Origin of the sequence: Providencia sp. PROV267 (genome assembly GCF_028477825.1) — a bacterium.
Lineage (GTDB): Bacteria > Pseudomonadota > Gammaproteobacteria > Enterobacterales > Enterobacteriaceae > Providencia > Providencia stuartii.
The window spans coordinates 121,017-145,368 of sequence record NZ_JAMPLX010000002.1 but is presented as its reverse complement, the minus strand read 5'-3'; the positions used below and the strand labels follow the sequence as shown (position 1 = coordinate 145,368).

At 41.4% G+C, this 24,352-nt stretch carries 24 protein-coding genes; 11 read left to right on the top strand and 13 right to left on the bottom strand.

What is annotated here, in order from left to right:
- Positions 1-273: 273 nt before the first annotated feature.
- The 3 genes from PR709_RS01490 to icd all read right to left on the bottom strand — a co-directional run bounded on the left by PR709_RS01490 (position 274) and on the right by icd (position 2,968).
- A complete protein-coding gene (locus tag PR709_RS01490; protein ID WP_004920769.1) occupies positions 274-915 on the bottom strand; it encodes a type A-3 chloramphenicol O-acetyltransferase CatIII in 642 nt (213 codons plus the stop codon).
- A gap of 261 nt (positions 916-1,176) precedes the next feature.
- Entirely contained in the window at positions 1,177-1,452 is a 276-nt protein-coding gene (locus PR709_RS01485; RefSeq protein WP_004920771.1) for a hypothetical protein, read from the bottom strand.
- 262 nt (positions 1,453-1,714) lie between these two features.
- The gene (gene icd / locus PR709_RS01480) at positions 1,715-2,968 is read right to left on the bottom strand and encodes an NADP-dependent isocitrate dehydrogenase (RefSeq protein WP_004920773.1); all 1,254 of its coding nucleotides are present in this window, start codon (positions 2,966-2,968) and stop codon (positions 1,715-1,717) included.
- Positions 2,969-3,774: 806 nt separating this feature from the next.
- Here icd and rluE point away from each other — a divergent pair.
- The 8 genes from rluE (at position 3,775) to PR709_RS01440 (ending at position 11,755) form a co-directional block, all read left to right on the top strand.
- Positions 3,775-4,449 (top strand): 23S rRNA pseudouridine(2457) synthase RluE, encoded by a 675-nt coding sequence (gene rluE / locus PR709_RS01475; RefSeq protein ID WP_014656147.1) that lies wholly within the window; start codon positions 3,775-3,777, stop codon positions 4,447-4,449.
- Positions 4,442-4,891: an NUDIX domain-containing protein gene (locus tag PR709_RS01470; RefSeq protein WP_004920777.1), complete on the top strand. Its 450-nt coding sequence runs from the start codon at positions 4,442-4,444 to the stop codon at positions 4,889-4,891. Before rluE ends, PR709_RS01470 begins: the two co-directional genes overlap by 8 nt.
- Positions 4,892-5,072: 181 nt before the next feature.
- Complete coding sequence (mnmA, locus tag PR709_RS01465) at positions 5,073-6,176, top strand: tRNA 2-thiouridine(34) synthase MnmA (RefSeq protein WP_004920779.1); 1,104 nt, start codon at positions 5,073-5,075, stop codon at positions 6,174-6,176.
- A 2-nt stretch (positions 6,177-6,178) separates the two neighbouring features.
- Positions 6,179-6,811, top strand: coding sequence for a high frequency lysogenization protein HflD (gene hflD / locus PR709_RS01460; protein ID WP_004920781.1), 633 nt, complete (start codon positions 6,179-6,181; stop codon positions 6,809-6,811).
- Positions 6,812-6,829: 18 nt separating this feature from the next.
- Positions 6,830-8,200, top strand: a complete 1,371-nt coding sequence (gene purB, locus PR709_RS01455; RefSeq protein ID WP_004920784.1) for an adenylosuccinate lyase — start codon at positions 6,830-6,832, stop codon at positions 8,198-8,200.
- Between the two features lie 210 nt (positions 8,201-8,410).
- Complete coding sequence (gene phoP / locus PR709_RS01450; RefSeq protein ID WP_004920785.1) at positions 8,411-9,085, top strand: two-component system response regulator PhoP; 675 nt, start codon at positions 8,411-8,413, stop codon at positions 9,083-9,085.
- Between the two features lies 1 nt (position 9,086).
- On the top strand, positions 9,087-10,544 hold the full coding sequence (gene phoQ / locus PR709_RS01445) for a two-component system sensor histidine kinase PhoQ (protein ID WP_169342236.1): 1,458 nt from the start codon (positions 9,087-9,089) through the stop codon (positions 10,542-10,544).
- 86 nt (positions 10,545-10,630) lie between these two features.
- Positions 10,631-11,755, top strand: a complete 1,125-nt coding sequence (locus PR709_RS01440) for a ribosomal protein uL16 3-hydroxylase (RefSeq protein ID WP_014656150.1) — start codon at positions 10,631-10,633, stop codon at positions 11,753-11,755.
- 67 nt (positions 11,756-11,822) lie between these two features.
- Here the strand turns inward: PR709_RS01440 and pepT are convergent, their stop codons facing one another.
- The 6 genes from pepT to ssuE all read right to left on the bottom strand — a co-directional run bounded on the left by pepT (position 11,823) and on the right by ssuE (position 17,594).
- Positions 11,823-13,055, bottom strand: coding sequence for a peptidase T (gene pepT / locus PR709_RS01435; protein WP_150375610.1), 1,233 nt, complete (start codon positions 13,053-13,055; stop codon positions 11,823-11,825).
- A 205-nt stretch (positions 13,056-13,260) separates the two neighbouring features.
- Positions 13,261-14,190, bottom strand: coding sequence for a sulfonate ABC transporter substrate-binding protein (locus PR709_RS01430; RefSeq protein ID WP_004920794.1), 930 nt, complete (start codon positions 14,188-14,190; stop codon positions 13,261-13,263).
- A 106-nt stretch (positions 14,191-14,296) separates the two neighbouring features.
- The gene (ssuD, locus tag PR709_RS01425; RefSeq protein ID WP_272570691.1) at positions 14,297-15,445 is read right to left on the bottom strand and encodes an FMNH2-dependent alkanesulfonate monooxygenase; all 1,149 of its coding nucleotides are present in this window, start codon (positions 15,443-15,445) and stop codon (positions 14,297-14,299) included.
- A 24-nt stretch (positions 15,446-15,469) separates the two neighbouring features.
- Complete coding sequence (locus PR709_RS01420) at positions 15,470-16,225, bottom strand: ATP-binding cassette domain-containing protein (protein ID WP_076914074.1); 756 nt, start codon at positions 16,223-16,225, stop codon at positions 15,470-15,472.
- On the bottom strand, positions 16,222-17,001 hold the full coding sequence (gene ssuC / locus PR709_RS01415; RefSeq protein ID WP_004920799.1) for an aliphatic sulfonate ABC transporter permease SsuC: 780 nt from the start codon (positions 16,999-17,001) through the stop codon (positions 16,222-16,224). Before ssuC ends, PR709_RS01420 begins: the two co-directional genes overlap by 4 nt.
- 2 nt (positions 17,002-17,003) lie before the next feature.
- Positions 17,004-17,594, bottom strand: coding sequence for an NADPH-dependent FMN reductase (gene ssuE / locus PR709_RS01410; RefSeq protein WP_004920800.1), 591 nt, complete (start codon positions 17,592-17,594; stop codon positions 17,004-17,006).
- A gap of 399 nt (positions 17,595-17,993) precedes the next feature.
- On the opposite strand from ssuE, the gene PR709_RS01405 reads away from it, so the two are divergent.
- Positions 17,994-18,704, top strand: a complete 711-nt coding sequence (locus tag PR709_RS01405; protein WP_272570690.1) for an SDR family oxidoreductase — start codon at positions 17,994-17,996, stop codon at positions 18,702-18,704.
- 63 nt (positions 18,705-18,767) lie between these two features.
- Here the strand turns inward: PR709_RS01405 and cobB are convergent, their stop codons facing one another.
- The gene (cobB, locus tag PR709_RS01400) at positions 18,768-19,604 is read right to left on the bottom strand and encodes a Sir2 family NAD+-dependent deacetylase (RefSeq protein WP_080997986.1); all 837 of its coding nucleotides are present in this window, start codon (positions 19,602-19,604) and stop codon (positions 18,768-18,770) included.
- A 305-nt stretch (positions 19,605-19,909) separates the two neighbouring features.
- On the opposite strand from cobB, the gene PR709_RS01395 reads away from it, so the two are divergent.
- Both PR709_RS01395 and PR709_RS01390 read left to right on the top strand, forming a co-directional pair.
- A complete protein-coding gene (locus PR709_RS01395; RefSeq protein WP_004920804.1) occupies positions 19,910-20,407 on the top strand; it encodes a TIGR00645 family protein in 498 nt (165 codons plus the stop codon).
- Between the two features lie 131 nt (positions 20,408-20,538).
- Positions 20,539-21,096, top strand: a complete 558-nt coding sequence (locus tag PR709_RS01390; RefSeq protein WP_036940758.1) for a class IV adenylate cyclase — start codon at positions 20,539-20,541, stop codon at positions 21,094-21,096.
- Between the two features lie 36 nt (positions 21,097-21,132).
- On the opposite strand, the gene lolE is transcribed toward PR709_RS01390, so the two are convergent.
- Genes lolE through lolC form a run of 3 tightly spaced genes read right to left on the bottom strand, consistent with a single transcriptional unit; the run spans position 21,133 to position 24,276 of the window.
- Complete coding sequence (gene lolE / locus PR709_RS01385; RefSeq protein ID WP_014656158.1) at positions 21,133-22,380, bottom strand: lipoprotein-releasing ABC transporter permease subunit LolE; 1,248 nt, start codon at positions 22,378-22,380, stop codon at positions 21,133-21,135.
- Positions 22,380-23,081 (bottom strand): lipoprotein-releasing ABC transporter ATP-binding protein LolD, encoded by a 702-nt coding sequence (gene lolD / locus PR709_RS01380; RefSeq protein WP_004920807.1) that lies wholly within the window; start codon positions 23,079-23,081, stop codon positions 22,380-22,382. The genes lolE and lolD overlap by 1 nt, the downstream gene beginning before the upstream one ends.
- Complete coding sequence (gene lolC / locus PR709_RS01375) at positions 23,074-24,276, bottom strand: lipoprotein-releasing ABC transporter permease subunit LolC (protein WP_014656160.1); 1,203 nt, start codon at positions 24,274-24,276, stop codon at positions 23,074-23,076. Before lolC ends, lolD begins: the two co-directional genes overlap by 8 nt.
- Between the last annotated feature and the right edge of the window lie 76 nt (positions 24,277-24,352).

Here is a 24,352-nt window from a genome sequence, read left to right as displayed (position 1 = left end):
ATATCTTGGCATCGACGTATTATTTCAAGCTTACCTTTAAAAAATTATCATAAAATGCCTAGAAACAGATAAAAAGTGCGAACAAAAGCCGACAAAAAATATTTTATTGTTTATGGTTTTTAGCCTTTTGCGGAAGGATGATATAATAATTCGGCTCACACATTTATTTGAGGGTAAACAGTCGGTTCTATAACCGCCATTGAAGATAAGTTAACTCAAAATATAATAAAACAGGGCTTCACTAGATATGAAACCCTTTAATTTAACCTGAGCTTATTTTAATTTACTGTTACACAACTCTTGTAGCCGATTAATAAAGCGTGCAACATGGAAGCCATCACAAACTGCATGATGAACCTGTACTGAGAGCGGCAATAACAGTCTATCCCCTTCTTGCTGATATTTTGCCATTGTTATAATGGGTGCAAAATAATCGGTAAAATTAGCAACATTTAAATTAAAGCTATCAAAATTAACCCAAGGTAATGCTGAAATATTTAAATGATTTTCTGGTGTTACCCCTTGAGGAAATAACTTGGTATCACTTTTATAACGTTCCATTACCGATAAATAATTCACCATAAATTGATCAATATCGGATGAGTATGGGCAACTCAGTGCTGAAAATGTCTCTGTTTCTTGATGGAATACGGTGAATTGTGGGTCGACTGAATCCCATACGATCAATTCATCATCTTTTATCGCCATTCTCAACTCATCAAATTGATTCACGGCCTGAGCAATCAGATAGATCATTACCGGATAAAACTTATACGCTGAATCATCCAATGACTTTTTTAACGTCGTGATATCAATTTTGCTTGTTAAGCTAAAACCACATGGTAAACGATGCCGATAAAACTCAAAATGCTCACGGCGAACCCAATTTTTTACATCAAATTTTGTATAGTTCATAACATATCCCTTCTGAATTTTTATTTACTAAATGACTTTAATCAGAAGGGCATTCTCTCTGTCTGGATGGATAACATTTTCCCTCCACTTTTAGCTCAAAATACGATAGGTAACAATAATAGCAAAATTCTGCACAAACACTAAACCCTAACTAAAAACATCCATCATATTTCTAGCATGTCTAAATGATCCCGTCATTTTTATCGCTGTTGCTCACGATAATCAGCTACATTTCCCGAGCAATTCGCCTTAAGAAGCGGGTTATCTGTAGCAAAAGAGAATATAAATTATTACTACCAATACGATAAGAATGATTATACTAAAAATTATCAAGGTCATCCTTTCTTCATTATCAATCTGTTTCGCTATTACCTCTGGCTTCTCTATTTTCTCCATTTCACGTTGATACTTTGTTACTGAGTGCTTCTTTGCTTCCCTGCTTCTATCAAACAGTGACAAAATAATAACCGGAAGGATAAGGACCAGAGCAATAAAACCGATAATGATTGAGAATGTAATAACAATTAGCCCATCCATAAAACTCCTGTTATTAATATGTTATTGTATTACTTTTATACCAATACAAACCAACAAATATTTTTATATCTTCCCCATATATTTTTTTCTAAGCTCTTCAATACTAGGTCTATCACTTTTGTCTTTTGGTAAATTAATTATGGTAGAAATAATATAATACCTACCTTAAGGCAGGTAACCCAAAAAGAACAATCAAATTAATTTAAGACAACAAAAAACGGGAGCCATTACGCTCCCGTTATTAATTATATTACGCAACAAATTACATATGGCTAATAATTGCGTCGCCGAACTCGCTACATTTCAGTAGTTTAGCGCCGTCCATCAGACGTTCGAAGTCATAAGTTACGGTCTTAGCTTCGATTGCGCCTTCCATACCTTTAACGATTAGGTCAGCCGCTTCTGTCCAGCCCATGTGACGTAACATCATCTCTGCGGAAAGAATAATTGAACCTGGGTTCACTTTATCCTGACCTGCATACTTAGGTGCTGTACCATGTGTTGCTTCAAACAGTGCACATTCTGAACCAATGTTTGCACCTGGAGCGATACCGATACCACCAACTTGTGCCGCCAATGCATCAGAAATATAGTCACCATTTAGGTTCATACATGCGATAACATCATATTCCGCTGGGCGCAGAAGAATTTGTTGTAAGAACGCATCAGCAATCACATCTTTGATAATGATGTCTTTGCCATTTTTTGGATTCTTAATTTTCACCCATGGGCCGCCATCAAGTAGCTCACCACCGAACTCTTCTAATGCCAGTTGGTAACCCCAATCTTTAAAGGCACCTTCAGTGAACTTCATAATGTTGCCTTTATGAACCAAAGTCACTGAATCACGACCGTTATCGATAGCATATTCAATCGCAGCACGAACTAGACGTTTTGTTCCTTCTTCTGAGCAAGGTTTAACGCCAATACCACAATTTTCTGGGAAACGGATCTTAGTTACACCCATTTCATTTTTCAGGAAATTAATGACTTTATCTGCTTCTGCGCTACCTGCTTTCCATTCAATACCCGCATAGATATCTTCTGAGTTTTCGCGGAAGATAACCATATCAGTGAGTTCAGGTTGCTTAACAGGACTTGGCGTACCTTTATAGTAACGCACAGGGCGTAGACAGATATAGAGGTCGAGTTGTTGACGTAGCGCTACGTTCAAAGAACGAATACCACCGCCAACTGGGGTTGTCAGAGGGCCTTTAATTGAAACACGGTAATCACGGATTAAATCGAGAGTTTCTTGCGGTAACCAAACATCTTTACCATAAACTTGAGTAGATTTTTCGCCGGTATAGATTTCCATCCAAGAAATCTTGCGCTCGCCGTTGTAGGCTTTTTTAACTGCTGCATCAACCACTTTCAACATCGCTGGCGTCACATCAACACCAATACCATCACCTTCGATGTAAGGAATGATCGGGTTGTTCGGAACATTCAGTTTGCCTTTAGCATCAATGGTAATTTTAGCGCCTTCTGCCGGAACTACTACTTTGCTTTCCATTAACCTCTCCTTTCACTTGCGCATTTGCTTGTTAATTTTTTGTAAGAGACCTGTCAATACTACTTCAAACTTTCTCTAACGCCAATGGTTAGTCGTTCAAGGTTTTATGCGGATCGCATTAAACGTACTAACTGACTCACATTTTTTGTTGATTTAGTTAACACATTTCCCATTAAATCAACAAGGTACGATAAAAGTCTAATCTTAAAGAAATTACGTAACCAAGATGTTGCTTCGATGATTTAGTGAATAAATGAATAGTTGTTGAAAAAAGAGACTATTTGCAGTTTATCTTAAATGCTATTAAGAAAAATTCGTTTTGCTCACATAAACTAGGTTTATTAAAGCAATTTATCATTGTAAATTAATAGGTTTTAACAGATTTAATGATTTTAAAGTTTTTTATTATATTATTTGTTTTTTTTAATTAATAACCACTGATAAAAATAATCTCTATTATTCTTCTATTAAGTTTATCAATAAGATAAGCTCATGCGCCTTAGATGTATAAAATTAACATCTCTAGATAGAGATACAACTTTAAATATAAAAAATTATTCTCAAGCTTAATAAATAATAAACTATCTCCGTCTCCTTATACTTTTATATCTTTCATTTTGAACTTTTTTAAATGCCCCTCTTTAAATGACATTTTTTATCTTCTCTTTGTGATTGACAATAAACCTCATCTCCCTCCTTGCTCTTTTGTGTCATTTTTCTTAAAAATCAACTACACTGAAAGCTCAGCCAACATTTTGTTGGCCTGTTTTTATCAATATTTAGTTAATCTGTTAAAATGGATTCTCATGTCTACATCGAATTATAAAGCTAGACCACCAGCCAGTAAGAAAGCGCCGCGCAAGTTTGGGTCAAAAGCCACCTCTGAGCATTTTCGTTCTTCATTGTCATCTCGGACTCAATCTAAGCCCCTTACGTCGCGTAAAGTGATCTTATTTAATAAACCTTTCGATGTATTACCGCAGTTTACCGATGAGCAAGGCCGAGATACCCTAAAAAAATATATTCCAATAACCGATGTTTATGCGGCTGGCAGGTTAGATCGTGACAGCGAAGGATTACTCATTTTGACTAATGATGGGAAATTACAAGCGCGTTTAACACAACCGCAAAAAAACACTAATAAAGTCTATTATGCGCAAGTTGAAGGTATCCCTGATGACGCGGCTCTTGTGAAATTTCGCCAAGGTCTGACTCTTAAAGATGGTCCGACACGCCCTGCTGGTATAGAACGAGTCAATGAACCTGATTGGTTATGGCCGAGAACCCCACCAATTCGTGAACGTAAGAACATCCCGACTAGCTGGCTAAAAATCACACTTAGTGAAGGAAGAAATCGTCAAGTTAGGCGCATGACGGCGCATATTGGTTATCCGACTTTGCGGCTAATTCGCTATCAAATTGGTGAGTATACTCTTAATAATTTAGCACCTGGTGAATGGAAGGAGATCACTCTTGTTTAAACCTCATGTTACTGTCGCAACGATTGTCCATGCGAAGGATAAGTTTTTGGTTGTTGAAGAATGGGTTAATGGCAAACCGACGTGGAACCAACCCGCAGGTCACCTAGAAGCAGATGAAACACTATTAGCCGCTGCTGAACGTGAATTATTCGAAGAAACGGGCATTAAAGGGCGACCGCAAAAACTGCTTAAAATTCACCAATGGATAGCTCCCGATAACACCCCCTTTATTCGCTTTCTCTTTGCATTGGAACTGCCTGAGCGTTGTGATACCCAGCCACAAGATAGCGATATCACTTGCTGCCATTGGGTGAACGCGCAAGATATTTTGAACAGTGATTGCTTGCGTTCACCGCTTGTCGCCGAAAGCATACGTTGTTTTCTCGAAGGCACCCAATATCCACTTGATGTGTTATCCGCATTTGGGGAGCACTTTGGCTGATTCACGTTGTGTCACAACACGGCTGGCTCTAAGCGCTAACAGATACTTATCGTTTGCGGGTATGCCAATACCCATTTCGAGCAGAAATCATGATTAGAATATTCCCCCTGCTAACGCTGGCGTAACAAGGGTACAACATGGTAAAGTATGGGGCTTAATTTTTCCGCAGTGAGAGTATTCCATGTCAGATAACAGCCAAAAAAAAGTCATCGTCGGTATGTCCGGAGGTGTAGACTCATCCGTTTCAGCTTATTTGCTTCAACAGCAAGGGTATCAGGTTGTTGGTCTGTTCATGAAAAACTGGGAAGAGGATGATGACGAAGAGTATTGTTCCGCCGCGACCGATCTTGCTGATGCACAATCTGTTTGCGATAAATTAGGCATTGAACTTCATACCATTAATTTTGCAGCAGAATATTGGGATAATGTGTTTGAACACTTTTTGTCCGAGTACAAAGCAGGCCGTACGCCAAACCCTGATATTTTGTGTAACAAAGAGATCAAATTCAAAGCCTTCCTTGAATTTGCCGCAGAAGATCTCGGTGCCGACTATATCGCAACGGGCCATTATGTGCGCCGCCGCGATGTGAATGGTAAAAGCCAATTGCTTCGAGGCTTAGATAACAATAAAGACCAAAGCTATTTTCTCTATACCCTCAGCTATGCGCAAATTGCTAAAAGCCTATTCCCTGTTGGTGAATTAGAGAAACCAGAAGTCCGCCGTATTGCAGAAGAAGTCGGTTTAGTCACCGCAAAGAAAAAAGACTCTACGGGGATTTGCTTTATTGGTGAGCGTAAATTCCGTGATTTCCTTGGGCGCTATTTACCTGCACAACCAGGCCCTATTGTGACCGTTGATGGTGAAACCATTGGTCAACACGAAGGTTTGATGTACCACACGCTAGGCCAACGTAAAGGGCTGGGTATTGGTGGTATGAAAGAAGGCTCGGATGAACCTTGGTACGTTGTCGATAAAGACGTTGAAAATAATCGCCTAATTGTTGCACAAGGGCATGAACATCCTCGTCTGATGTCAACAGGTTTGATCGCCCAACAATTAGATTGGGTCGACAGAGAGCCTTTAACACAAACATTACGTTGTGCTGTCAAAACCCGCTATCGTCAAGCTGACATCCCCTGTACTGTCACGCCACTTAATGACGGGAAAGTTGAAGTTATTTTTGATTACCCTGTTGCAGCAGTGACTCCAGGTCAATCAGCCGTATTTTACCTTGATGAAGTGTGTCTAGGTGGCGGTATTATCGAATCTCGTATTCAGGAGTAGTTGTGGCTAAAAATTATCGCGATATTACACTTGCGCTCGCGGGCATCTGCCAAGCCAGTTACATGGTTCAAAAACTTGCACAAGAAGGTAGTTGTAACGACCATGATCTTGAAGTCATGGTCAATAGCTTAACCAACATGAATCCATCTTCCACCATCGATGTTTATGGGAATGACCCTGTCAACCTAAAAACAGGTCTTGGTGCGATGCTTGGCATGCTATCTGGCGGCAATAACGCAAGCGCATTATCCGCTGAAGTGACCCGCTATATGCTCAGTATTATCGTACTAGAACGCCGCCTCAATAAGAATCAACAAGCTATGGATAAGCTCGGGCAACGAATCGAACAGTTTGAGCGTCAAGCAAGCTATTTTGACCCTATGTCTGACGGTGTTTTTAACGCATTAGCGGGGATCTACGTGGATGTAATTAGTCCACTAGGCCCTCGGATTCAAGTGACTGGCTCCCCTGATATTTTAAAAAATTCACTGGTTCAAGCGAAAGTCAGAACACTTTTGCTCAGTGGTATCCGTAGTGCTGTACTCTGGCAGCAAGTTGGGGGAAGTCGTCTGCAATTAATGTTTTCCCGAAGCCGTCTGAGTAATCAGGCGAAAGAAATTCTGTCTCACTTTTAAAATTTGGAGTTGCTACCAATGGAATTATCCTCACTGACCGCTGTATCCCCGATTGACGGCCGTTACGGTGATAAAGTCAGCGCACTACGCACTATTTTTAGTGAGTTTGGCTTACTGAAATTTCGCGTGCAAGTTGAAGTTCGCTGGCTACAAAAACTGGCGGCAACCGCTCAAATCAAAGAAGTTCCATCATTTGATGATGACGCAAACGCTTACCTAGATGCAATTGTTGCGAACTTCAGCGAAAAAGATGCTATGCGCATTAAAGAGATCGAGCGTACAACTAACCATGATGTGAAAGCCGTCGAGTACTTTCTAAAAGAAAAAGTGGCGCAGGTACCTGCATTACACGCTGTTTCTGAATTTATTCACTTTGCCTGTACTTCTGAAGACATTAACAACTTATCTCATGCGCTGATGCTAAAAACAGCGCGAGAAGAAGTGCTACTGCCACAATGGCGTCAAATTATTGACAAAGTTAAAGCAATGGCTCAGGAATATCGTCACCTACCTTTGCTGTCACGTACCCATGGTCAACCGGCAACACCGTCAACAATCGGTAAAGAGTTTGCGAACGTTGCTTACCGTATGGAGCGCCAATACCGTCAGTTAGAGCAAGTTGAGATCTTAGGTAAAATTAATGGTGCGGTTGGTAACTATAATGCGCATATCGCAGCTTACCCAGAAGTTAACTGGCACGAGTTTAGCGAAACATTTGTCACTTCTTTAGATATTACTTGGAACCCATTCACCACGCAAATCGAGCCGCATGATTATATTGCCGAGCTGTTCGATTGTGTCGCACGCTTTAATACCATTGTGTTAGATTTTGACCGTGATATCTGGGGCTACATTGCACTGAATCACTTCAAACAAAAAACCATTGCTGGTGAAATTGGTTCTTCAACCATGCCACATAAGGTTAACCCTATTGATTTTGAGAACTCAGAGGGTAACTTAGGTTTAGCGAATGCAGTATTGGGCCATTTAGCGAGCAAACTGCCGGTTTCACGTTGGCAACGTGACCTGACTGACTCGACTGTATTGCGTAATCTGGGGGTTGGTCTTGGCTATTCGCTAATCGCTTATCAATCTACCCTAAAAGGTTTAAATAAATTAGAAGTTAATGAGCAACACCTGCTCGATGAATTAGACCAAAACTGGGAAGTACTTGCTGAGCCTATTCAGACCGTTATGCGCCGTTATGGCATTGAAAAACCTTATGAGAAGCTTAAAGAGCTTACTCGCGGTAAACGCGTCACGGCTGAAGGCATGCAGCAATTTATCGACGGACTTGCCCTTCCAGAAGAAGAAAAAACGCGCTTGAAAGGGATGACGCCAGCTAATTACATTGGTTACGCTGTCACTTTTATTGATGAGTTAAAATAATTTTCACCTTTTTAAGTCCTCTCTCTAAGCAAAAGTAGGCAGGAAATATCCCGCCTACTTTTACTGTTTCTGCCCATATCTTGGGTTTGTTTGCCTTTGGTTTACTTAATCACTTGTTGTAAAGCGCTTATCTTTTTACCATAGAGCTTCTAATGCTATTCTTGTTGCAATAATATCGAGCAATTCTCTCTTTTTAATGTGAGGTTTTAGATGCGTATTCTTATCGTTGAAGACAATGCTCTTCTTCGTCACCACCTAACGGTTCAACTCAAAGAGCTTGGTCATCAAGTCGATGCAGCCGAAGACGCTAAAGAAGCTGACTATTTTTTACGTGAAAGCTGTCCCGATATTGCGATGGTCGACCTAGGGTTACCTGATGAAGATGGTTTATCTATGATCAAGCGCTGGCGCAGTACACAAATCAACATTCCTGTACTGGTACTAACTGCACGTGAAAGTTGGCAAGAAAAGGTCCAAGCGCTCAATAGTGGTGCAGATGATTATGTTACTAAGCCTTTTCATCTTGAAGAGCTGGTTGCACGTATGCAAGCTCTGATGCGCAGAAATAGTGGCCTCGCCTCTCAGGTATTAGAATTAGATGGCTTCGTCATTGATTTATCAAGAAAAGAGTTCACGGTAAATGGTGAACCCGTTAAATTAACCGCTTTTGAATACACGATTATTGAAACTTTGCTACGTAACAATGGGAAAGTGGTTAGCAAAGATTCGTTGATGCGCCAGCTCTACCCTGATGCTGAGCTACGTGAAAGCCATACAATTGATGTGTTAATGGGCCGTTTACGTAAAAAAATACAGCAGTTTCATGCTAATGACGTGATAGTGACTGTCCGTGGGCAAGGCTATCGTTTTGATGTGAATGGCTAATATGCGGCTAAAGAAATTTAAATTTAAGCCTTTATCCCTGAGGGCACGCTTTTTGTGTGCGACCTCAGCGGTGATCCTCGCCCTAACGCTCTCCTATGGTATTGTCGCCATATTAGGCTATTTAATTAGTTTTGATAAAACGACCTATACCTTGTTACGTAGCCAAAGCAATCTTATTTATAGTTTAGTGCAGTGGCAAAATAACAAAATTGATATTCGCGTGCCGCCTAATTTCACCTTAAATAATCCAACGTTAATCATAATATACAATGAAAACGGGCAGGTCCTATGGCGCCAACGGGAAATGCCTAACGTCGAAAACCTCATTCGCCGTGATTGGTTAAAAAAAGAAGGGTTGTATGAAATTGACACTGATATCGGTGAAACTCGCCTATTGTTACAAAACAACCCTGAATTTAACAGTAAACTTGATGATATGAACCATAATGACGAGCCGCTAACCCACTCAGTGTCCGTCAATCAATATGGTGCGACAGAAAATCTCCCACCGCTGACTATTGTGGTCGTTGATACATTGCCTCAGGACTTACAAAAAACGGGGTTAGTCTGGGAATGGTTTGGCTATGTACTGCTTGCTAATCTTATTTTAGTGATCCCTCTACTTTGGCTCGCCGCTTATTGGAGCTTGCGCCCCATTAAATCGCTCGTTTCACAAATTAGTAGCCTAGAAAAAGGTGAACGCGAGATGTTGGATGAAAATCCACCTTATGAGTTGCGTGGCTTGGTTCGAAACTTAAATAATTTGCTGACTAACGAGCGTAAGCGTTATAGCAAATATCGCACCACGCTTTCTGATTTAACCCATAGCCTAAAAACTCCTCTTGCCGTTTTACAGTCCACTTTGCGTTCACTAAGAACAGGTAAACAGATGACGATTGAGCAAGCAGAGCCTGTGATGCTTGAGCAAATTGGTCGTATTTCTCAACAAGTGGGTTATTACTTGCATCGGGCTTCTGCTCAAGGTGACAATAACCTTATGTTGCGCGAGATATCCTCAGTTCCCTCTTTGCTCGATAGCCTTGCTAGCGCCTTACATAAGGTTTATCAAAATAAAGGTGTCTCGATTACCGTTGATATTTCGCCTGAAGTGACTTGGCTAGGCCAGCCGAATGACTTTATGGAAGTGATGGGCAACATAATGGAAAACGCCTGTAAGTACTGCCTTGAGTTCGTCGAAGTGACCGCCCGTGTTGGGGATGACCATTTGGTGATCACTGTCGATGATGATGGCCCCGGTGTACCCGAAAGCCAACGTAACCTTATTTTTGCGCGGGGGCAACGTGTTGATACCTTAAGGCCCGGTCAAGGCCTTGGCTTATCTATCGCCGTTGAAATTATTGACCAATATGATGGCGATATTACGATCAGTGACAGCCCGCTCGGTGGTGCACGAGTGGAAGTAACTTTTCGTCGGCAAGAAGTGAATCAAGATAATTAATCTGTGATCATCGCGCTTGTTTAACCCCTGCTATGGCGGCAAATTCAGGTATACTATCAATAGATATGTTAACGCAGGACAATAAGATGGATTATAAACTGAATCTTGACTGGCAGAGTTTTCTGGATAGTCATTGGCAGAAACGCCCTTTACTCATTAAAAATGGTTTTACACGTTTTATTGATCCTATCTCGCCTGATGAACTCGCGGGACTGGCGATGGAAGATGAGGTTGACAGCCGTTTAGTCAGCCATAAAGAAGGGTTATGGGAAGTTGCTCATGGTCCTTTTGAAAGTTATGACCACTTAGGCGAAGATAATTGGTCTATCCTAGTACAAGCCGTTGACCATTGGCATCATCCCAGCGCGGCGTTGATGAAACCCTTTAGAGTCTTGTCTGACTGGCGAATGGATGACTTAATGATCTCCTACTCTGTTCCTGGCGGCGGTGTCGGCCCACATTTAGACCAATATGATGTTTTTATCATTCAAGGTGAAGGTCGTAGGCGTTGGCGCGTTGGTGAAAAAGTGCCGATGAAACAACACTGCCCTCACCCTGATCTTCTGCAAGTGCAACCATTCGATGCCATTATTGATGAAGAGATGGAGCCGGGGGATATTCTGTATATTCCACCTGGGTTCCCACATGAAGGTTACGCCATTGAGCCTTCTCTCAACTACTCTGTTGGCTTCCGTGCACCGAATACCCGTGAGCTTATTAGTAGCTTTGCGGATTATTTGATTTCCAATGATTTGGGGAGCTACCGCTATAGTGACCCTGACCTCTCATTCCGAGATAACCCAGCTGAAATCTTGCAGGGCGAACAAATCAAGTTACGTGAAATGATGGAGTCCATGCTCCACGACCCTGAGCTTTTCCGTAAATGGCTCGGTGAATTTATTTCACAATCACGCCATGAGCTAGACCTTGCACCGCCAGAGCCGCCTTATGAGCAAGATGAGGTGTACGATCTGCTTAAAACACAGCAAGAGACCTTGTATAAACTCAATGGCCTCAGGGCATTACGTGTCGGCGATCAATTCTTTGTTAATGGTGAATGCTTAGAAACGACTTGTTATGCTGCGGCAGATAGCCTATGCCGTTATGACGCGGTGAATGCTCAGCAGCTTGGTGATGCAATTGATGACGTGAATTTCATTGCGTTAATGACTGCGCTCATCAATAGTGGTTATTGGTACTTTGATGACTAATCAATAATATCATTCTGCACCTTATGGTGAATTCATAAGGTGCAGACTCTTAGCCTACGCCTACGGTTTAATTGCGCGCACGTTCAGCCGTCAACTCAACAATACGCATTATCACGCTTACAGCCTGCTCCATACCCTCTTGGGTAATAAATTCATGCTTACTATGAAAGTTATAGCCACCCGTAAAAATATTCGGGCAAGGTAGGCCTCGGTATGACAGTTGAGCGCCATCGGTTCCACCACGAATCGGCTTCACGATAGGTTCAATACCGCAATCTCTCATGGCTTGGTGAGCTATTTCAATAACATGTGGATGTTTCATTACCTCTTTATGCATATTGTAATAGCTATCATCGATAGTCAGTTCAATGTAGCAGCTTGGGTGTAATCCCTGCCCTACTTTTTCTGCAATACGGATAATATTTTTCTTACGCTCTTCAAATTTTTGGCTATCAAAGTCACGAATAATATAGTTCATTTCTGCTTTTTCAACTGTCCCCTTCATGGAGTTCAGGTGATAAAAACCTTCGTAACCATCGGTATTTTCCGGTGTTTCTTCTCTCGGTAATTCAGCGTGAATACGGTTTGCCAGTGTTAACGCATTCACCATCACCCCTTTTGCCGTACCTGGGTGTACATTATTACCCACGATTTTTATCGCTACATTCGCGGCATTAAAGTTTTCATACTCGAGTTCACCGACCGCCCCCCCATCAACGGTATAAGCCCAGCGTGCGTCAAAGACATTTAAATCAATATATTGAGCACCACGCCCTATCTCTTCATCAGGAGTAAAGGCAAGACAAATTTTACCATGTGGCACATTATTGGCCTTTAAACGCACAAATGCGGTTATTATCTCTGCTATACCTGCTTTATCATCCGCACCAAGTAAGGTTTTACCATCTGTCATGATCAATGTTTTGCCGATCATCTCATGCAATACAGGAAACATCACCGGAGATAGCACCTCATCACCAATGCCTAAAGCAATATCACCACCTCGATAATTTTCTAAAATCTGGGGGGAAACATGTTTACCAGAGCAATCTGGGGAAGTGTCTAAATGTGAAATAAAACCAATAGTAGGAACATCCCAATCAACATTCGTAGATAAACAAGCGGTCACACACCCCTGCTCTGAAAGGGCGACATCTTCAAAACCGAGCTCTCTTAGTTCCTTGACCAGTGCACGAGCAAATTTTAGCTGGCCTGTGCTACTAGGTATTGTTTTAGCATTTAATTTTGATTGTGTATCAAAAGCAGTATATTCAAAAAACCGCTCTAAAAGTTTGTCCATACGTAATTCCCCCAAGTATCAATAAGATTATTATGAGAAAGAACGTATGAACAATTCTTGTTTTAAATCACCTTTGGGGCTAATGGTGGCTTATTTCCGATAAAATAATACTGATAAGATAAATCGAGTACCACTTATTGATAAGTTTTGTCGCCTTATCAATATTTAATAAAATTTATCTTGTTATGGCTTATTGTTGATAAAGTTAGGCTTTATTTGCATTAGCTTCTACTTTCCATTGTGCCTTTTTGACATCAATAGCAACAGGTATTAAACGTATCTTCGCGAAGATATTCGCAATATTTTGTTGCTCTAAAAATGCACTATCACTCATACGAATAAAACCATAATTTGTGCGTTGTAACGCTTTTAACCATATTTTTTTATCGAGCCCCGTTGATGCAGACAAAATTGCAGCCGTTGCTTGCGGGTTGGCATTTGCCCACTCACTTTGCTGGCTCAATTGCGTAATAATCGCTTCAGCGTATTGTGGTTGTTTTTCAGCAAACTGCCGACTAGCAAGGAAAAACGTATAGTGAGAAGCTAAATTTTCCCCATTCACAATTTCACGTACAGGCAAGCTTGTTTCAACTTCTGCTAAAAAAGGGTCCCAAATCGCCCATGCATCGACAGCACCTTGTTCAAAAGCCACTCTGGCATCTGATGGTGGTAAATAAACTGGCGTTATTTCGTTATATTTCAATCCGGCCCGCTGTAAGGCAGCAACTAGCAAATAGTTAACATCGGAGCCTTTATTTAAGGCAACCCGCTTGCCTTTTAAATCACTTACGGATTGAATGGGCGAGTTTTTAGGTACGACAATCGCTTCTGATTGAGGGTTACTGGGTGAATGGCCTAAATATACAAAATCTGCTTGAGCCGCCTGAGCAAATATTGGTGGTGCATCCCCTGTTGCCGCAAGGTCAATACTGCCAATATTTAAGCCTTCTAGCATTTGAGGGCCTGCTGGAAACTCAATCCAGCGAACATTCACATTATATTCTTTAAATACCGGCTCTAGCGTTCCTCGATATTTAAGCAATGCTAAAATATTCGCTTTCTGATACCCAATATTAATCACTTTCGTTTCTGAATAAGCAAAACTGGTAAAGGTATACATAACCCACAATACCATCAATAAAATAAACTTTTTCACCAAGGCTCTCCTAACACGCTAAATAGTGTTGCATTGCCAACAATAATTATTGGCAAGAATCGAATAAAATAGTGAGGCTATTACCCTACACTGCCTGCTTTGGTCGCATGTGGATACCGATCGTTTCACCAAGTGACCTAACGTGTTGCGGTGATACCGCGGCCTCTTTATCCACTAACAGCGGCATCACTAATTCTGCAAATTGATGGGCTTCGTCTAAGTGTGGATACCCTGAAAAAATAAATTTGCTGATCCCAAGCGATTGGTACTCCCTGATACGTGCCGCAACTTGCTGAGGATCGCCCACTAAAGCTGTACCAGCCCCAGAACGCACCAAGCCAATCCCCGCCCATAAATTAGGGGCAATGAAAAGGTTATCTTTTGAACCGCTGTGCAATGATTGCATGCGTTTTTGGCCGGCGGAGTCCATCCGAGAAAAGACCGATTGCGCCTTGGCAATTGTTTCATCATCAATGTGTGAAATAAGGCGGTTGGCGGCATCAATGGCCTCTTGCTCCGTCTCTCGCACAATCACATGCAACCGAATACCAAATTCCACATGATTCCCTTTAGCTTGAGTATGTCTTTTCACCGCATTAATTTTCTCACTAACCTCCGCAAGTGGCTCTCCCCATGTTAAATAGGTATCAATCTGTTCAGCGGCAATCTCCATTGCTTCTGGTGATGACCCGCCAAAATAGAGAGGAGGCCCGTATGGTTGTGCCGGAGGAAATAGCAAACTGGCATCTTCGACCTGTATATGTTCACCCTGATAATCAACCGCTTCCCCTCTCATAAGGCGTCTGTATATATCAAGGAACTCTTTAGTTACTTTATATCTGTCACTGTGATTTAAAAAAATACCATCGCCTCTGTTTTCAACAGGATCACCACCTGTCACCACATTGATTAACACACGACCGTCAGAGAGCCTATCCAATGTTGATGTCATTCGAGCCGCCAATGTCGGTGACTGTAAGCCGGGTCTCACCGCGACTAAAAAGCGTAATTTTTGAGTGACTGAGAGTAAGGATGCCGCCGTTATCCACGGATCCTCACAACTTTTTCCTGTCGGGATCAGGACACCATGAAAACCAAGGCTATCGGCTGCAATCGCAATCTGCTGTAAATATTGGAGTGTGACTGCTCGACCGCCTTTTTGAGTTCCTAAATAACGCCCTTCCCCTTGCGTTGGTAAAAACCAAAACAATTGCAGTTTTTGTTGTATCGTCATCTTGAGATTCCTTATTTTCAGTGATCAAGCAAACTTTCGCTCAGTCAACGCATTGAGTACTTGTGATTCCAAATCAATTAAAAAGGCATTGGTTAAGTTTCTGGGGTAGTTTTCGTTGATATTAATATCCAGATGCAGCATCCCTTCCTTTAGCATCAATACTCGCTCCGAGGTCCATACTGCTTCATGAATATCATGCGTGACCAAAACCACCGTAAATTGATACTGGTGCCATAATTTGATCAGCAGTTGTTGCATTTCCATACGTGTTAAGGCGTCCAATGCCCCAAAAGGCTCGTCGAGTAGTAACAAACGAGGCTGATGGATTAATGCTCTCGCTAAAGCGACTCGTTGTTTTTGTCCTCCTGAAAGTTCTTCTGGCCATTCACCCGCCTTGTCTGACAGACCCACGGAGGCTAGCACCTTAAGTGCCTCATTGTGCGACGTTCTGTTTAACCCAAGCGCCACATTTTCAATCACCGTTTTCCAAGGTAAGAGCCGAGGCTCCTGAAACATGATGCGAATATCCCCATGAAAATTGGATAAAGGCTGTTTTGCCACGGTGATCTCCCCTGATGTTGGCGAATCTAAATTAGCCAACAAACGTAATAAGGTACTTTTTCCGCAACCACTGTGCCCCACGATGGTCACGAATTGCCCAGCGGGGATAGCAAAATTGAGTGACCGTAAGACGTTATTTCCCCTAAAGCCTTTTATCACGCTCTCTAATTGAATTGGGATCCCCGTATTGGCTGCAAAACATTGTGTTTTCGTTATCATGCTGTGACCTCTTTTTTATGCCATTTGGGATGCCATTGAAGTAGAACTCTTTCGAGTAAATAGGTGAGTGTATCGGCTGTTTTTCCTAATAAGGCGTAAATAATTAAGGTGAAAACCACGATATCCGTTCTTAAAAACTCGCGAGCGTTCATCGCTAAGTAGCCGATCCCCGCATTAGCCGAAATCGTCTCTGCAACAATTAATGTCAGCCACATCAAGCCCAATGAAAAACGTACCCCTACAAATATTGCAGGTAGTGCTCCCGGAAAAATAACATGGCGAAATAGGCTATAACCGTGTAAACCATAGCTTTTTGCCATTTCAATTAATTTATGGTCGAGATGTTTAATACCATGCAACGTATTCAAATAAATTGGGAAAAAGGTTCCTAGTGCGACAAGAAATATTTTTGCCGATTCATCAATACCAAACCAAAGGATCACCAAGGGAATTAGTGCTAAATGGGGCACATTACGGATCATTTGAATGGAACTATCTAATAAGAGTTCACCTAATCGAGAAAGTCCTGTTATTAATCCCAATATTAATCCGATTGAGCTGCCAATAATAAATCCAATGCCCGCACGTAATGCACTAATTCCTAAGTTCTCCCAAAGTTCACCATTTTTTATAAGGTTCCACCCCGCACTAAAAACTTGTAGAGGTTCAGGTAATATTCGGCTCGAAAGCCAACCTGTACTGACTGAAAATTGCCAAACGATTAATAAACTCAGTGGCACTAACCAACTCAAAATAACAATACGTGAGTAGCCCATACTTAAAGCCTCATTTCATTGATTAATGGTAATTGAGTCTGATAGTTAATATGCTGAAAATAATTTTTATTTAACGTGTGATAAAAAGCCTGTAAATTACTATTTAGTCGCTCAATTATTTCTTGGGAAATAAGATATTGATGCGTATTTTCTGAATACTGAAAATGCTGGTCACTAGTATAGATGCCACTAATAATCTCTTCTGCTTTCAATGCGGTAAGTAATGGTTTAAAGGCATAATCTAATGCTAGCTGATGATGTTCACTCCCCCCTGTCATGATGGGTAATACTGTTTTATGTAATAAAGAGCGTTGAGGTAATAGGTCTATCACAGCTTTAAGTACGCCGCTGTATGAGGATTGGTAAACCGGCGACGCAATAATAATACCGTCAGCTTCTTTGACTTGTTGGATAAATTTTTGAATTTGTGCATGTTGATATTTACCCTGTAACAGCACACTCGCATCAAATTCATTCACACTTATCCGTTGAATTATCAAATTAAACTGACTCAGCCATTGTTGAGCATAATCAAGCAATGCTGATGAACGCGACTTTAGCGCGGGGCTACCTGAAATGATTAAGACATTCATATTTATCTCGCATTAAGAACTAACCGTCCTTAATCTTTATCGAGTTACTCTGATAAACAGAAATAATTATTTGTTCTTAGTCAGAACATATTTATCATAAGCATATTTATTTATATCTAATAACAAATAATAAATTCCATAAAATAAATCGCCTAACCCTATTTTTGATAGCAGCATTCAACAAAATAAAACTATTTTTATACTTATTATTATCCAGTTATCAGGGGATTATTATTTTTTAGTCAACTGTTTAACTTTGCCTATTATTTATTTTAGCCATCGCTGAATTAAAGCTTATACTTCCCAATAGCATTATTTTTATTCCTCTATTATTATCTATGCAAGGCAAACCATCGCGACGGTATCTATTTCATTCAGCTTAAAATAAAGAGAATATCGATGACAAGAAAATTTTTAGTTTATGGTGTCAGTAAAGGGTTGGGAAAAGCATTAATTGAAGGTATTCCTACCGCACAAGATACTATTTATGGCGTTTCTCGCTCTATGCCTTCTTTCTCCAATAACAATTTTCATTGGATCCAAGCTGATTTATCGGAAACGAATTCTGTACAAACCGTAAAGAGCACCCTGCAAGATAGCCCGATTGATTGCCTAATTTATAATGTCGGCATTTGGGAAAAATATGCGTTCACCGACGATTATCGATTTGAATCAACGGATGATGTTGAACTGCTCACGATGATCCAAACCAATATCAGTGCCTGTATCTTGCACCTCAAGGCAATGTTGCCTAATTTACGACTTGGCCAAAATAGCAAAATTATCTTAATTGGCTCAACGTGGGGATTAGATAACCATAACGCTCATGAAGTGGCTTTTTCTGCCTCAAAGTATGCACTACGCGGTATTGTTCACTCGCTAAGGGAGACATTACGCCAAGATAAAATAGCTATTTCTGTGATTAATCTCGGTTATTTAGCAACGGAATACCCCCTATCAGTGCCTGTCGATGACGTTATTTCACGCACTGAAGGTGCATTAATCCCCTTGCAAGACGTCCTTAATGCCGTCAAGTTTGTTTTAAGTACGAGTAACGCAACTTGTGTAAAAGAGATTACGATGCCTGCTATGTTAGATGAAAACGTCTAACATCACGCCATGCAAGAAAGTGATATGATGAAGGGGTTTTACCCCCCTTCATTAAATCGCGTGTTAAATCTTGCTTTCACTCGCCATCGTCAGTTCGGCAATAAGATGCTTCACATAATCAACCACGACCTCACTAGCCAAACCATAATGTTTTTCTTCAAATTCACTCTCAACCTGACTTGGCTCTAAATTTAGCTCGACAGTATGTGCACCATTTAGCCTTGCCTCATGCACAAAACCTGCCGCAGGATAGACGTGACCAGACGTGCCAATTGCGATAAAGAGTGTCGCATTCTCAATAGCCTGATAAATTTCATCCATACCTAATGGCATCTCACCAAACCAAACTATATGCGGCCTTAGCGGTTGAGGAAATTGGCAACAATGGCAGCGTTCATCTGTGGATAAATCCTCTTTCCACTCTAATACCTGATTTGACCAACTACACCGGACTTTTAATAACTCACCGTGCATATGAATAATACGCTTACTACCCGCACGCTCATGTAAATTGTCGATATTTTGAGTCACTAGCAGAAAATTATCCCCTAACAAATCTTCTAATTGCGCTAAAGCATAATGTGCAGGGTTTGGTTTAATATTCTCTTGTTGAAGTTGGCGGCGGCGTTCATTATAAAAACGCTGCACTAATTGTGGGTCACGAGCAAACCCTTCCGGTGTTGCCACATCTTCAACGCGGTGTTCTTCCCATAAACCATCCGAAGAACGAAAAGTTTGAATGCCTGATTCAGCAGAAATACCCGCCCCAGTTAGTACGACGACTTTCACATTTTTCATATTGGTTATTCTATTTTCACTGTAAAAAAAACGATCGCGAGCTCGTTGACGACGTAACATTTTAATTTTTTTAAGTTTCTTTAGCCTATGACGAAATCGCAACATCAATAAATACCTTTTTCTTCCATGTTGTTATCGCCGCGAGTTTTATACCTTACTCGCAATGATCATAATCGTTACCCAAACCTAATTCGAATGTCAGTATAACGCAACAAATAACAAAAGGAATTGTGAGGCTAAATGTTTATCTATCACTTATCTTAAACGCCACTAAACCATAATAATACGTTTTTCTCAGTGATTATATCTTCATAACCAAACTAAATATCGCAGTCTGAATTTAGACTCGCTAAAATAGACGAGTTTACTTTTAACACGATTAATTCATCACACAGTAAAAGGTTTATATGGAAAAATTGTTTGAAAAGACGCTGTATGCATCACGTTGGTTACTTGCCCCTATCTACTTTGGCCTATCACTGACTCTATTTGCATTAACGATTAAGTTCTTTCAAGAACTATGGCATGTGATCCCCAATATTTTCTCAATCCCTGAGGCAGATTTAATTCTGATACTATTATCATTAATTGATATGGCGTTAGTCGGTGGTTTACTCGTAATGGTGATGTTTTCAGGCTATGAGAACTTTGTTTCCCAGCTCAATATCCCTGAGAATAGCGAAAAATTGGGTTGGTTAGGTAAGATGGATGCAACCTCATTAAAAAATAAAGTAGCTGCTTCTATCGTAGCCATTTCATCAATCCATTTGTTAAAAGTTTTTATGAACTCACAGAATATCCCTGATAACAAATTAATGTGGTATGTCATTATCCATTTAACATTTGTTTTATCCGCATTTGTGATGGGTTACCTTGATCAATCTATTATGAAAAAAAGCAAATAGCACATCTAAATCGGAGGGAAAGACTATTTTTCCCTCTTTTTATAAGTTGTACTCTTTCGCATTTAAATACCTGCATTGTTCCACAGCTTAGAAGAAAATACCTTGCCCCATAAATAAAACTAGGAATTACCATGAGTGAACATTTTGTTGGTCAATATGAAGCCGAAATTAAATTTAGATTGCCTGACCCAAACCGTTTTTTACAACGGATCATGGCTGATGGCGCTGAAGTCTTTACGGAAAATAATACGGAAAAAGATGACTTTTTTGATATGCCTGATGGTCAGCTTGCGCAGCAAGGAATAAGTCTGTCAGTCCGTGAAATGTTCCCTTCAGGCATTAAATTATGGATAGTCAAAGGCCCTGGCAGTTCAGAATGTAAAGCGATTAATATTGAAGATTGTGCTCACGTCAAAAATATGCTGACAACACTTGGCTATCAATGCTATTTCGCCACCAGCAAACAACGTAGCATCTATTTTCTTGGCGATGTACATATCACTATTGATTATTTAGAGGGTATTGGCTGGTTTGCTGAATTTGCCATAATGACAGACACGCTTTCACTGCTCCCTCAGCTCACACAGCAGTTGATGTCTCTCGCTCAGCAATATGATTTCAATGACACATTGATAGAAACGCGCAGTTATAAGCAGATACAACTTGCGCGTCGCAATGGGGAGCAATAAAACAAGCTGGGTAACGATAGGCTACCCAGTTAGTTATCATTGACCACTCAGGATACGAGCTGGGTCAAGTTTACTTGCTCGGCGTGCAGGATACCAACTTGCCAACAAACTTAATACCACCGTTGTCAGCAACACATACACCACATCTAATAGGTGCAATTGAGAAGGAAGGAAGTCGATAAAATAGACATCGCCTGACAAGATAGGATGCCCGATAACATACTCAAGTCCTTTGATTATGGTGGTTAAATTTAATGAAACAACCACGCCAAGTATTGCCCCTATTAAGGAGCCAACGAGTCCACTTAGCAAACCATACCACAAAAAAATCGCCCGAATTTGCCTGTCTTTAGCACCAAGTGTCCGCAATACAGCAATATCACTACTCTTATCTTTGACCGCCATGACCAACGTAGACACGATATTAAAACAAGCAACCCCTATCACGAGGATCATAGCCAAGTACATGATACTACGTACCATCTGAATATCGTTATACATATAGCCGTAGTCGCCAATCCAACTTTTCACAACCACATGATGCATGGTTTTCAGGCCCGCGTCATAAACAACTTTATCCGCATTAAATGGATTATCGGCTTTTATTTCAAACCCTGTAATGCCATCACCATAGCCTAAATACGCTTGCGCATCGGCAATAGGGATCAGCGCTAATTGGTGATCTAATAGCCCACTTAAACGAAAAACACCTGAAACTTGAACACGGATCCGTTTAGGTTGTTGGATTTTTAAACTCGCATCTGTATTGGGGATCATGATGGTTACCCAATCCCCAACTTTAACATTCAGTGAGTCAGCAACACCTTGCCCTAAAATAATCGATTGTTTCCCTGCTTTAAAATCTTTCCACGCATCATCGAGTACAAATTTAGGCAATGCACTGACTTCTGACTCGGTTTTCGGCGAAACCCCCATAACCTGTATTGCTTTGAGATTAGCTCCGCGCTCCAGCAAGCCAGTAAACCCAACATACGGACTCACTGCTTTAACCCCAGGAGTATTGCGGATCACATTCTCAGCATATTGCCAATCTTGATATGGGGCTTTCACCGCATAGATTTGCCCATGTGGCACCACCGATAAAACGCGATTTTCAAGTTCGCGCTCAAACCCATTCATGGCGCTCAAACCTATAATCAAGACGGCCACACCTAAAACAATACCAAGTGTTGAAACGATAGAAACCAGTGATACCATCCCTGTACGGCGGCGACCACGGCTAAACCGTAACGCTGTAAGTAAAGTCAGCGGTAATCCAGACATTACACTGCCCCCAGTGTGATATCTTGTTGAAGGTGCCCGTCACGCATCTCAAGTTGGCGCGATAAACGATGCGCTAGCTTCATATCATGAGTCACCACCAAGAATGCGGTGCCTTGGGTTTTATTTAACTCACCGAGTAACTCAAAAATCGCATCTGCATTACGTAAATCAAGGTTCCCTGTTGGCTCATCCGCAAGTACCAATGCAGGCTGATTAACTAATGCTCGAGCAATCGCCACACGCTGCCGCTCACCACCAGAAAGCTCGGATGGCCTATGCCCTGAACGGTGGGCTAAGCCAACCGCATCCAGCATTTTAGTCGCTCTATCAAAGGCTTCTGATTTATTCATACCACCAATCAGTAATGGCATAGCCACATTTTCTAATGCCGTGAAATCGGGTAATAAGTGGTGAAACTGATAAATAAACCCCAAATCTTTGTTACGGATGGCGGCACGCTGATCCGATGAGAGGCGGTTAATATGTTGCCCCCGAAAAATCACCTCGCCTTCAGACGGGGTGTCAAGGCCACCTAATAGGTGCAGTAAGGTACTTTTCCCGGAGCCTGAACTACCAACAATTGCCATCATTTCGCTTTCATTAATCGAAAAACAGACATCTTTTAATACTTGCGTCGACAATGCGCCTTCCTGATAGACCTTGCTTAAATGTTCACAGATAAGAAGTGGTTGTTTATTCATAACGTAACGCCTCAGCAGGTTGCACAGCCGCCGCACGCCAAGAAGGATAAAGCGTCGCAAGCAGCGAAATGAGCATTGCGGATACCGCAATAATTAAAATACCATAAAAATCAAGCACAATGGGTAAGTGAACCCCTTTTGGCAACATGCCAAATAGCGGCATCAAGAAATTCAATTGGCTGGAAATTAACATACCAAGCAGTGAGCCTATTAATGCGCCAATGATCCCCGCACCTGCCCCTTGGATCATAAAAATCGCCAAAATGCGCCCACGCTTTAAACCTAACGTTTTTAAAATGGCCACCTCAGCTTGCTTTTCCATAACTAATAAAGAGAGTGAAGTAATAATATTGAAAGCAGCGACAGCAATGATGAGGCTGAGCAACAGACCCATCATATTTTTTTCCATTTTGACCGCTTGAAAAAACTCACCTTTGCGTTCACGCCAATCGGTCCAAATCAGTCCGTCAGGTAAATTTTGTTGGCTCAACGTATCGACCTTTAACGGTTCATTCAGAAATAACCGCCAGCCTGTAATATGCCCTGCGGGATAGCGCATCATCCTAGCAGCATCATTTTGCGCAACAATCAGTTCGCTGGCATCGGCCTCACCATTGGTTTGGAACACCCCTGCCACCGTGAATAAACGTTGGCTCGGAATACGCCCCATTGGCGTAAGCTGACTGACTCCAGGGATAATCAAACGAACTTCATCGCCACGCTTTAAACCTAAATTTTCCGCCAGCTTATTCCCCAAGAAGACACGATATTGCCCCTCGACTAATTCTGAGCGCTGCCCGTCAATCAAGTTATCTAATAGTGGTGATCGTTCGTCAGAAGTGATGCCAAGCATCATGCCTACCCCGACATTCGAGCGGCTTTGCAAAACAACATCCGACTGCACAAGCGGTGCAATATGAGAAACACCTTGCAGGCCCTGTAGATCTGCAATGGGGTATTTTTGTGGGTCAATATGCCCCGTTGCCGACGTTAAAACGGCCTGCGGCATATAAGAGAGTATGCTATCTTGTAACGATCGTTCGAATCCATTCATGACGGAGGTCACGGTGATCAATGCCGCAACCCCTAGCGTGATACCAATGGCTGATAAACTGGATACAAAACGGCCGAATTTGTCGACAGCTCGTCCGCGCATGTAACGCAGACCTATAAATATTGAGACAGATTGAGACATGAAATCTGTAACGCCCCTGTTGCCAAAGCGAAGTGTTCAGCGATAATAAAGGGTACGAATGATGAATGGAACCACC

Bases quoted from the DNA above. Each gene is read 5' to 3' on its own strand.
- PR709_RS01490 (WP_004920769.1), bottom strand. From the start codon at position 915: ATGAACTATACAAAATTTGATGTAAAAAATTGGGTTCGCCGTGAGCAT.
- PR709_RS01485 (WP_004920771.1), bottom strand. From the start codon at position 1,452: ATGGATGGGCTAATTGTTATTACATTCTCAATCATTATCGGTTTTATT.
- icd (WP_004920773.1), bottom strand. From the start codon at position 2,968: ATGGAAAGCAAAGTAGTAGTTCCGGCAGAAGGCGCTAAAATTACCATT.
- rluE (WP_014656147.1), top strand. From the start codon at position 3,775: ATGTCTACATCGAATTATAAAGCTAGACCACCAGCCAGTAAGAAAGCG.
- mnmA (WP_004920779.1), top strand. From the start codon at position 5,073: ATGTCAGATAACAGCCAAAAAAAAGTCATCGTCGGTATGTCCGGAGGT.
- purB (WP_004920784.1), top strand. From the start codon at position 6,830: ATGGAATTATCCTCACTGACCGCTGTATCCCCGATTGACGGCCGTTAC.
- phoP (WP_004920785.1), top strand. From the start codon at position 8,411: ATGCGTATTCTTATCGTTGAAGACAATGCTCTTCTTCGTCACCACCTA.
- phoQ (WP_169342236.1), top strand. From the start codon at position 9,087: ATGCGGCTAAAGAAATTTAAATTTAAGCCTTTATCCCTGAGGGCACGC.
- PR709_RS01440 (WP_014656150.1), top strand. From the start codon at position 10,631: ATGGATTATAAACTGAATCTTGACTGGCAGAGTTTTCTGGATAGTCAT.
- pepT (WP_150375610.1), bottom strand. From the start codon at position 13,055: ATGGACAAACTTTTAGAGCGGTTTTTTGAATATACTGCTTTTGATACA.
- PR709_RS01430 (WP_004920794.1), bottom strand. From the start codon at position 14,190: ATGGTATTGTGGGTTATGTATACCTTTACCAGTTTTGCTTATTCAGAA.
- ssuD (WP_272570691.1), bottom strand. From the start codon at position 15,445: ATGACGATACAACAAAAACTGCAATTGTTTTGGTTTTTACCAACGCAA.
- PR709_RS01420 (WP_076914074.1), bottom strand. From the start codon at position 16,225: ATGATAACGAAAACACAATGTTTTGCAGCCAATACGGGGATCCCAATT.
- ssuC (WP_004920799.1), bottom strand. From the start codon at position 17,001: ATGGGCTACTCACGTATTGTTATTTTGAGTTGGTTAGTGCCACTGAGT.
- ssuE (WP_004920800.1), bottom strand. From the start codon at position 17,594: ATGAATGTCTTAATCATTTCAGGTAGCCCCGCGCTAAAGTCGCGTTCA.
- PR709_RS01405 (WP_272570690.1), top strand. From the start codon at position 17,994: ATGACAAGAAAATTTTTAGTTTATGGTGTCAGTAAAGGGTTGGGAAAA.
- PR709_RS01395 (WP_004920804.1), top strand. From the start codon at position 19,910: ATGGAAAAATTGTTTGAAAAGACGCTGTATGCATCACGTTGGTTACTT.
- PR709_RS01390 (WP_036940758.1), top strand. From the start codon at position 20,539: ATGAGTGAACATTTTGTTGGTCAATATGAAGCCGAAATTAAATTTAGA.
- lolE (WP_014656158.1), bottom strand. From the start codon at position 22,380: ATGTCTGGATTACCGCTGACTTTACTTACAGCGTTACGGTTTAGCCGT.
- lolD (WP_004920807.1), bottom strand. From the start codon at position 23,081: ATGAATAAACAACCACTTCTTATCTGTGAACATTTAAGCAAGGTCTAT.
- lolC (WP_014656160.1), bottom strand. From the start codon at position 24,276: ATGTCTCAATCTGTCTCAATATTTATAGGTCTGCGTTACATGCGCGGA.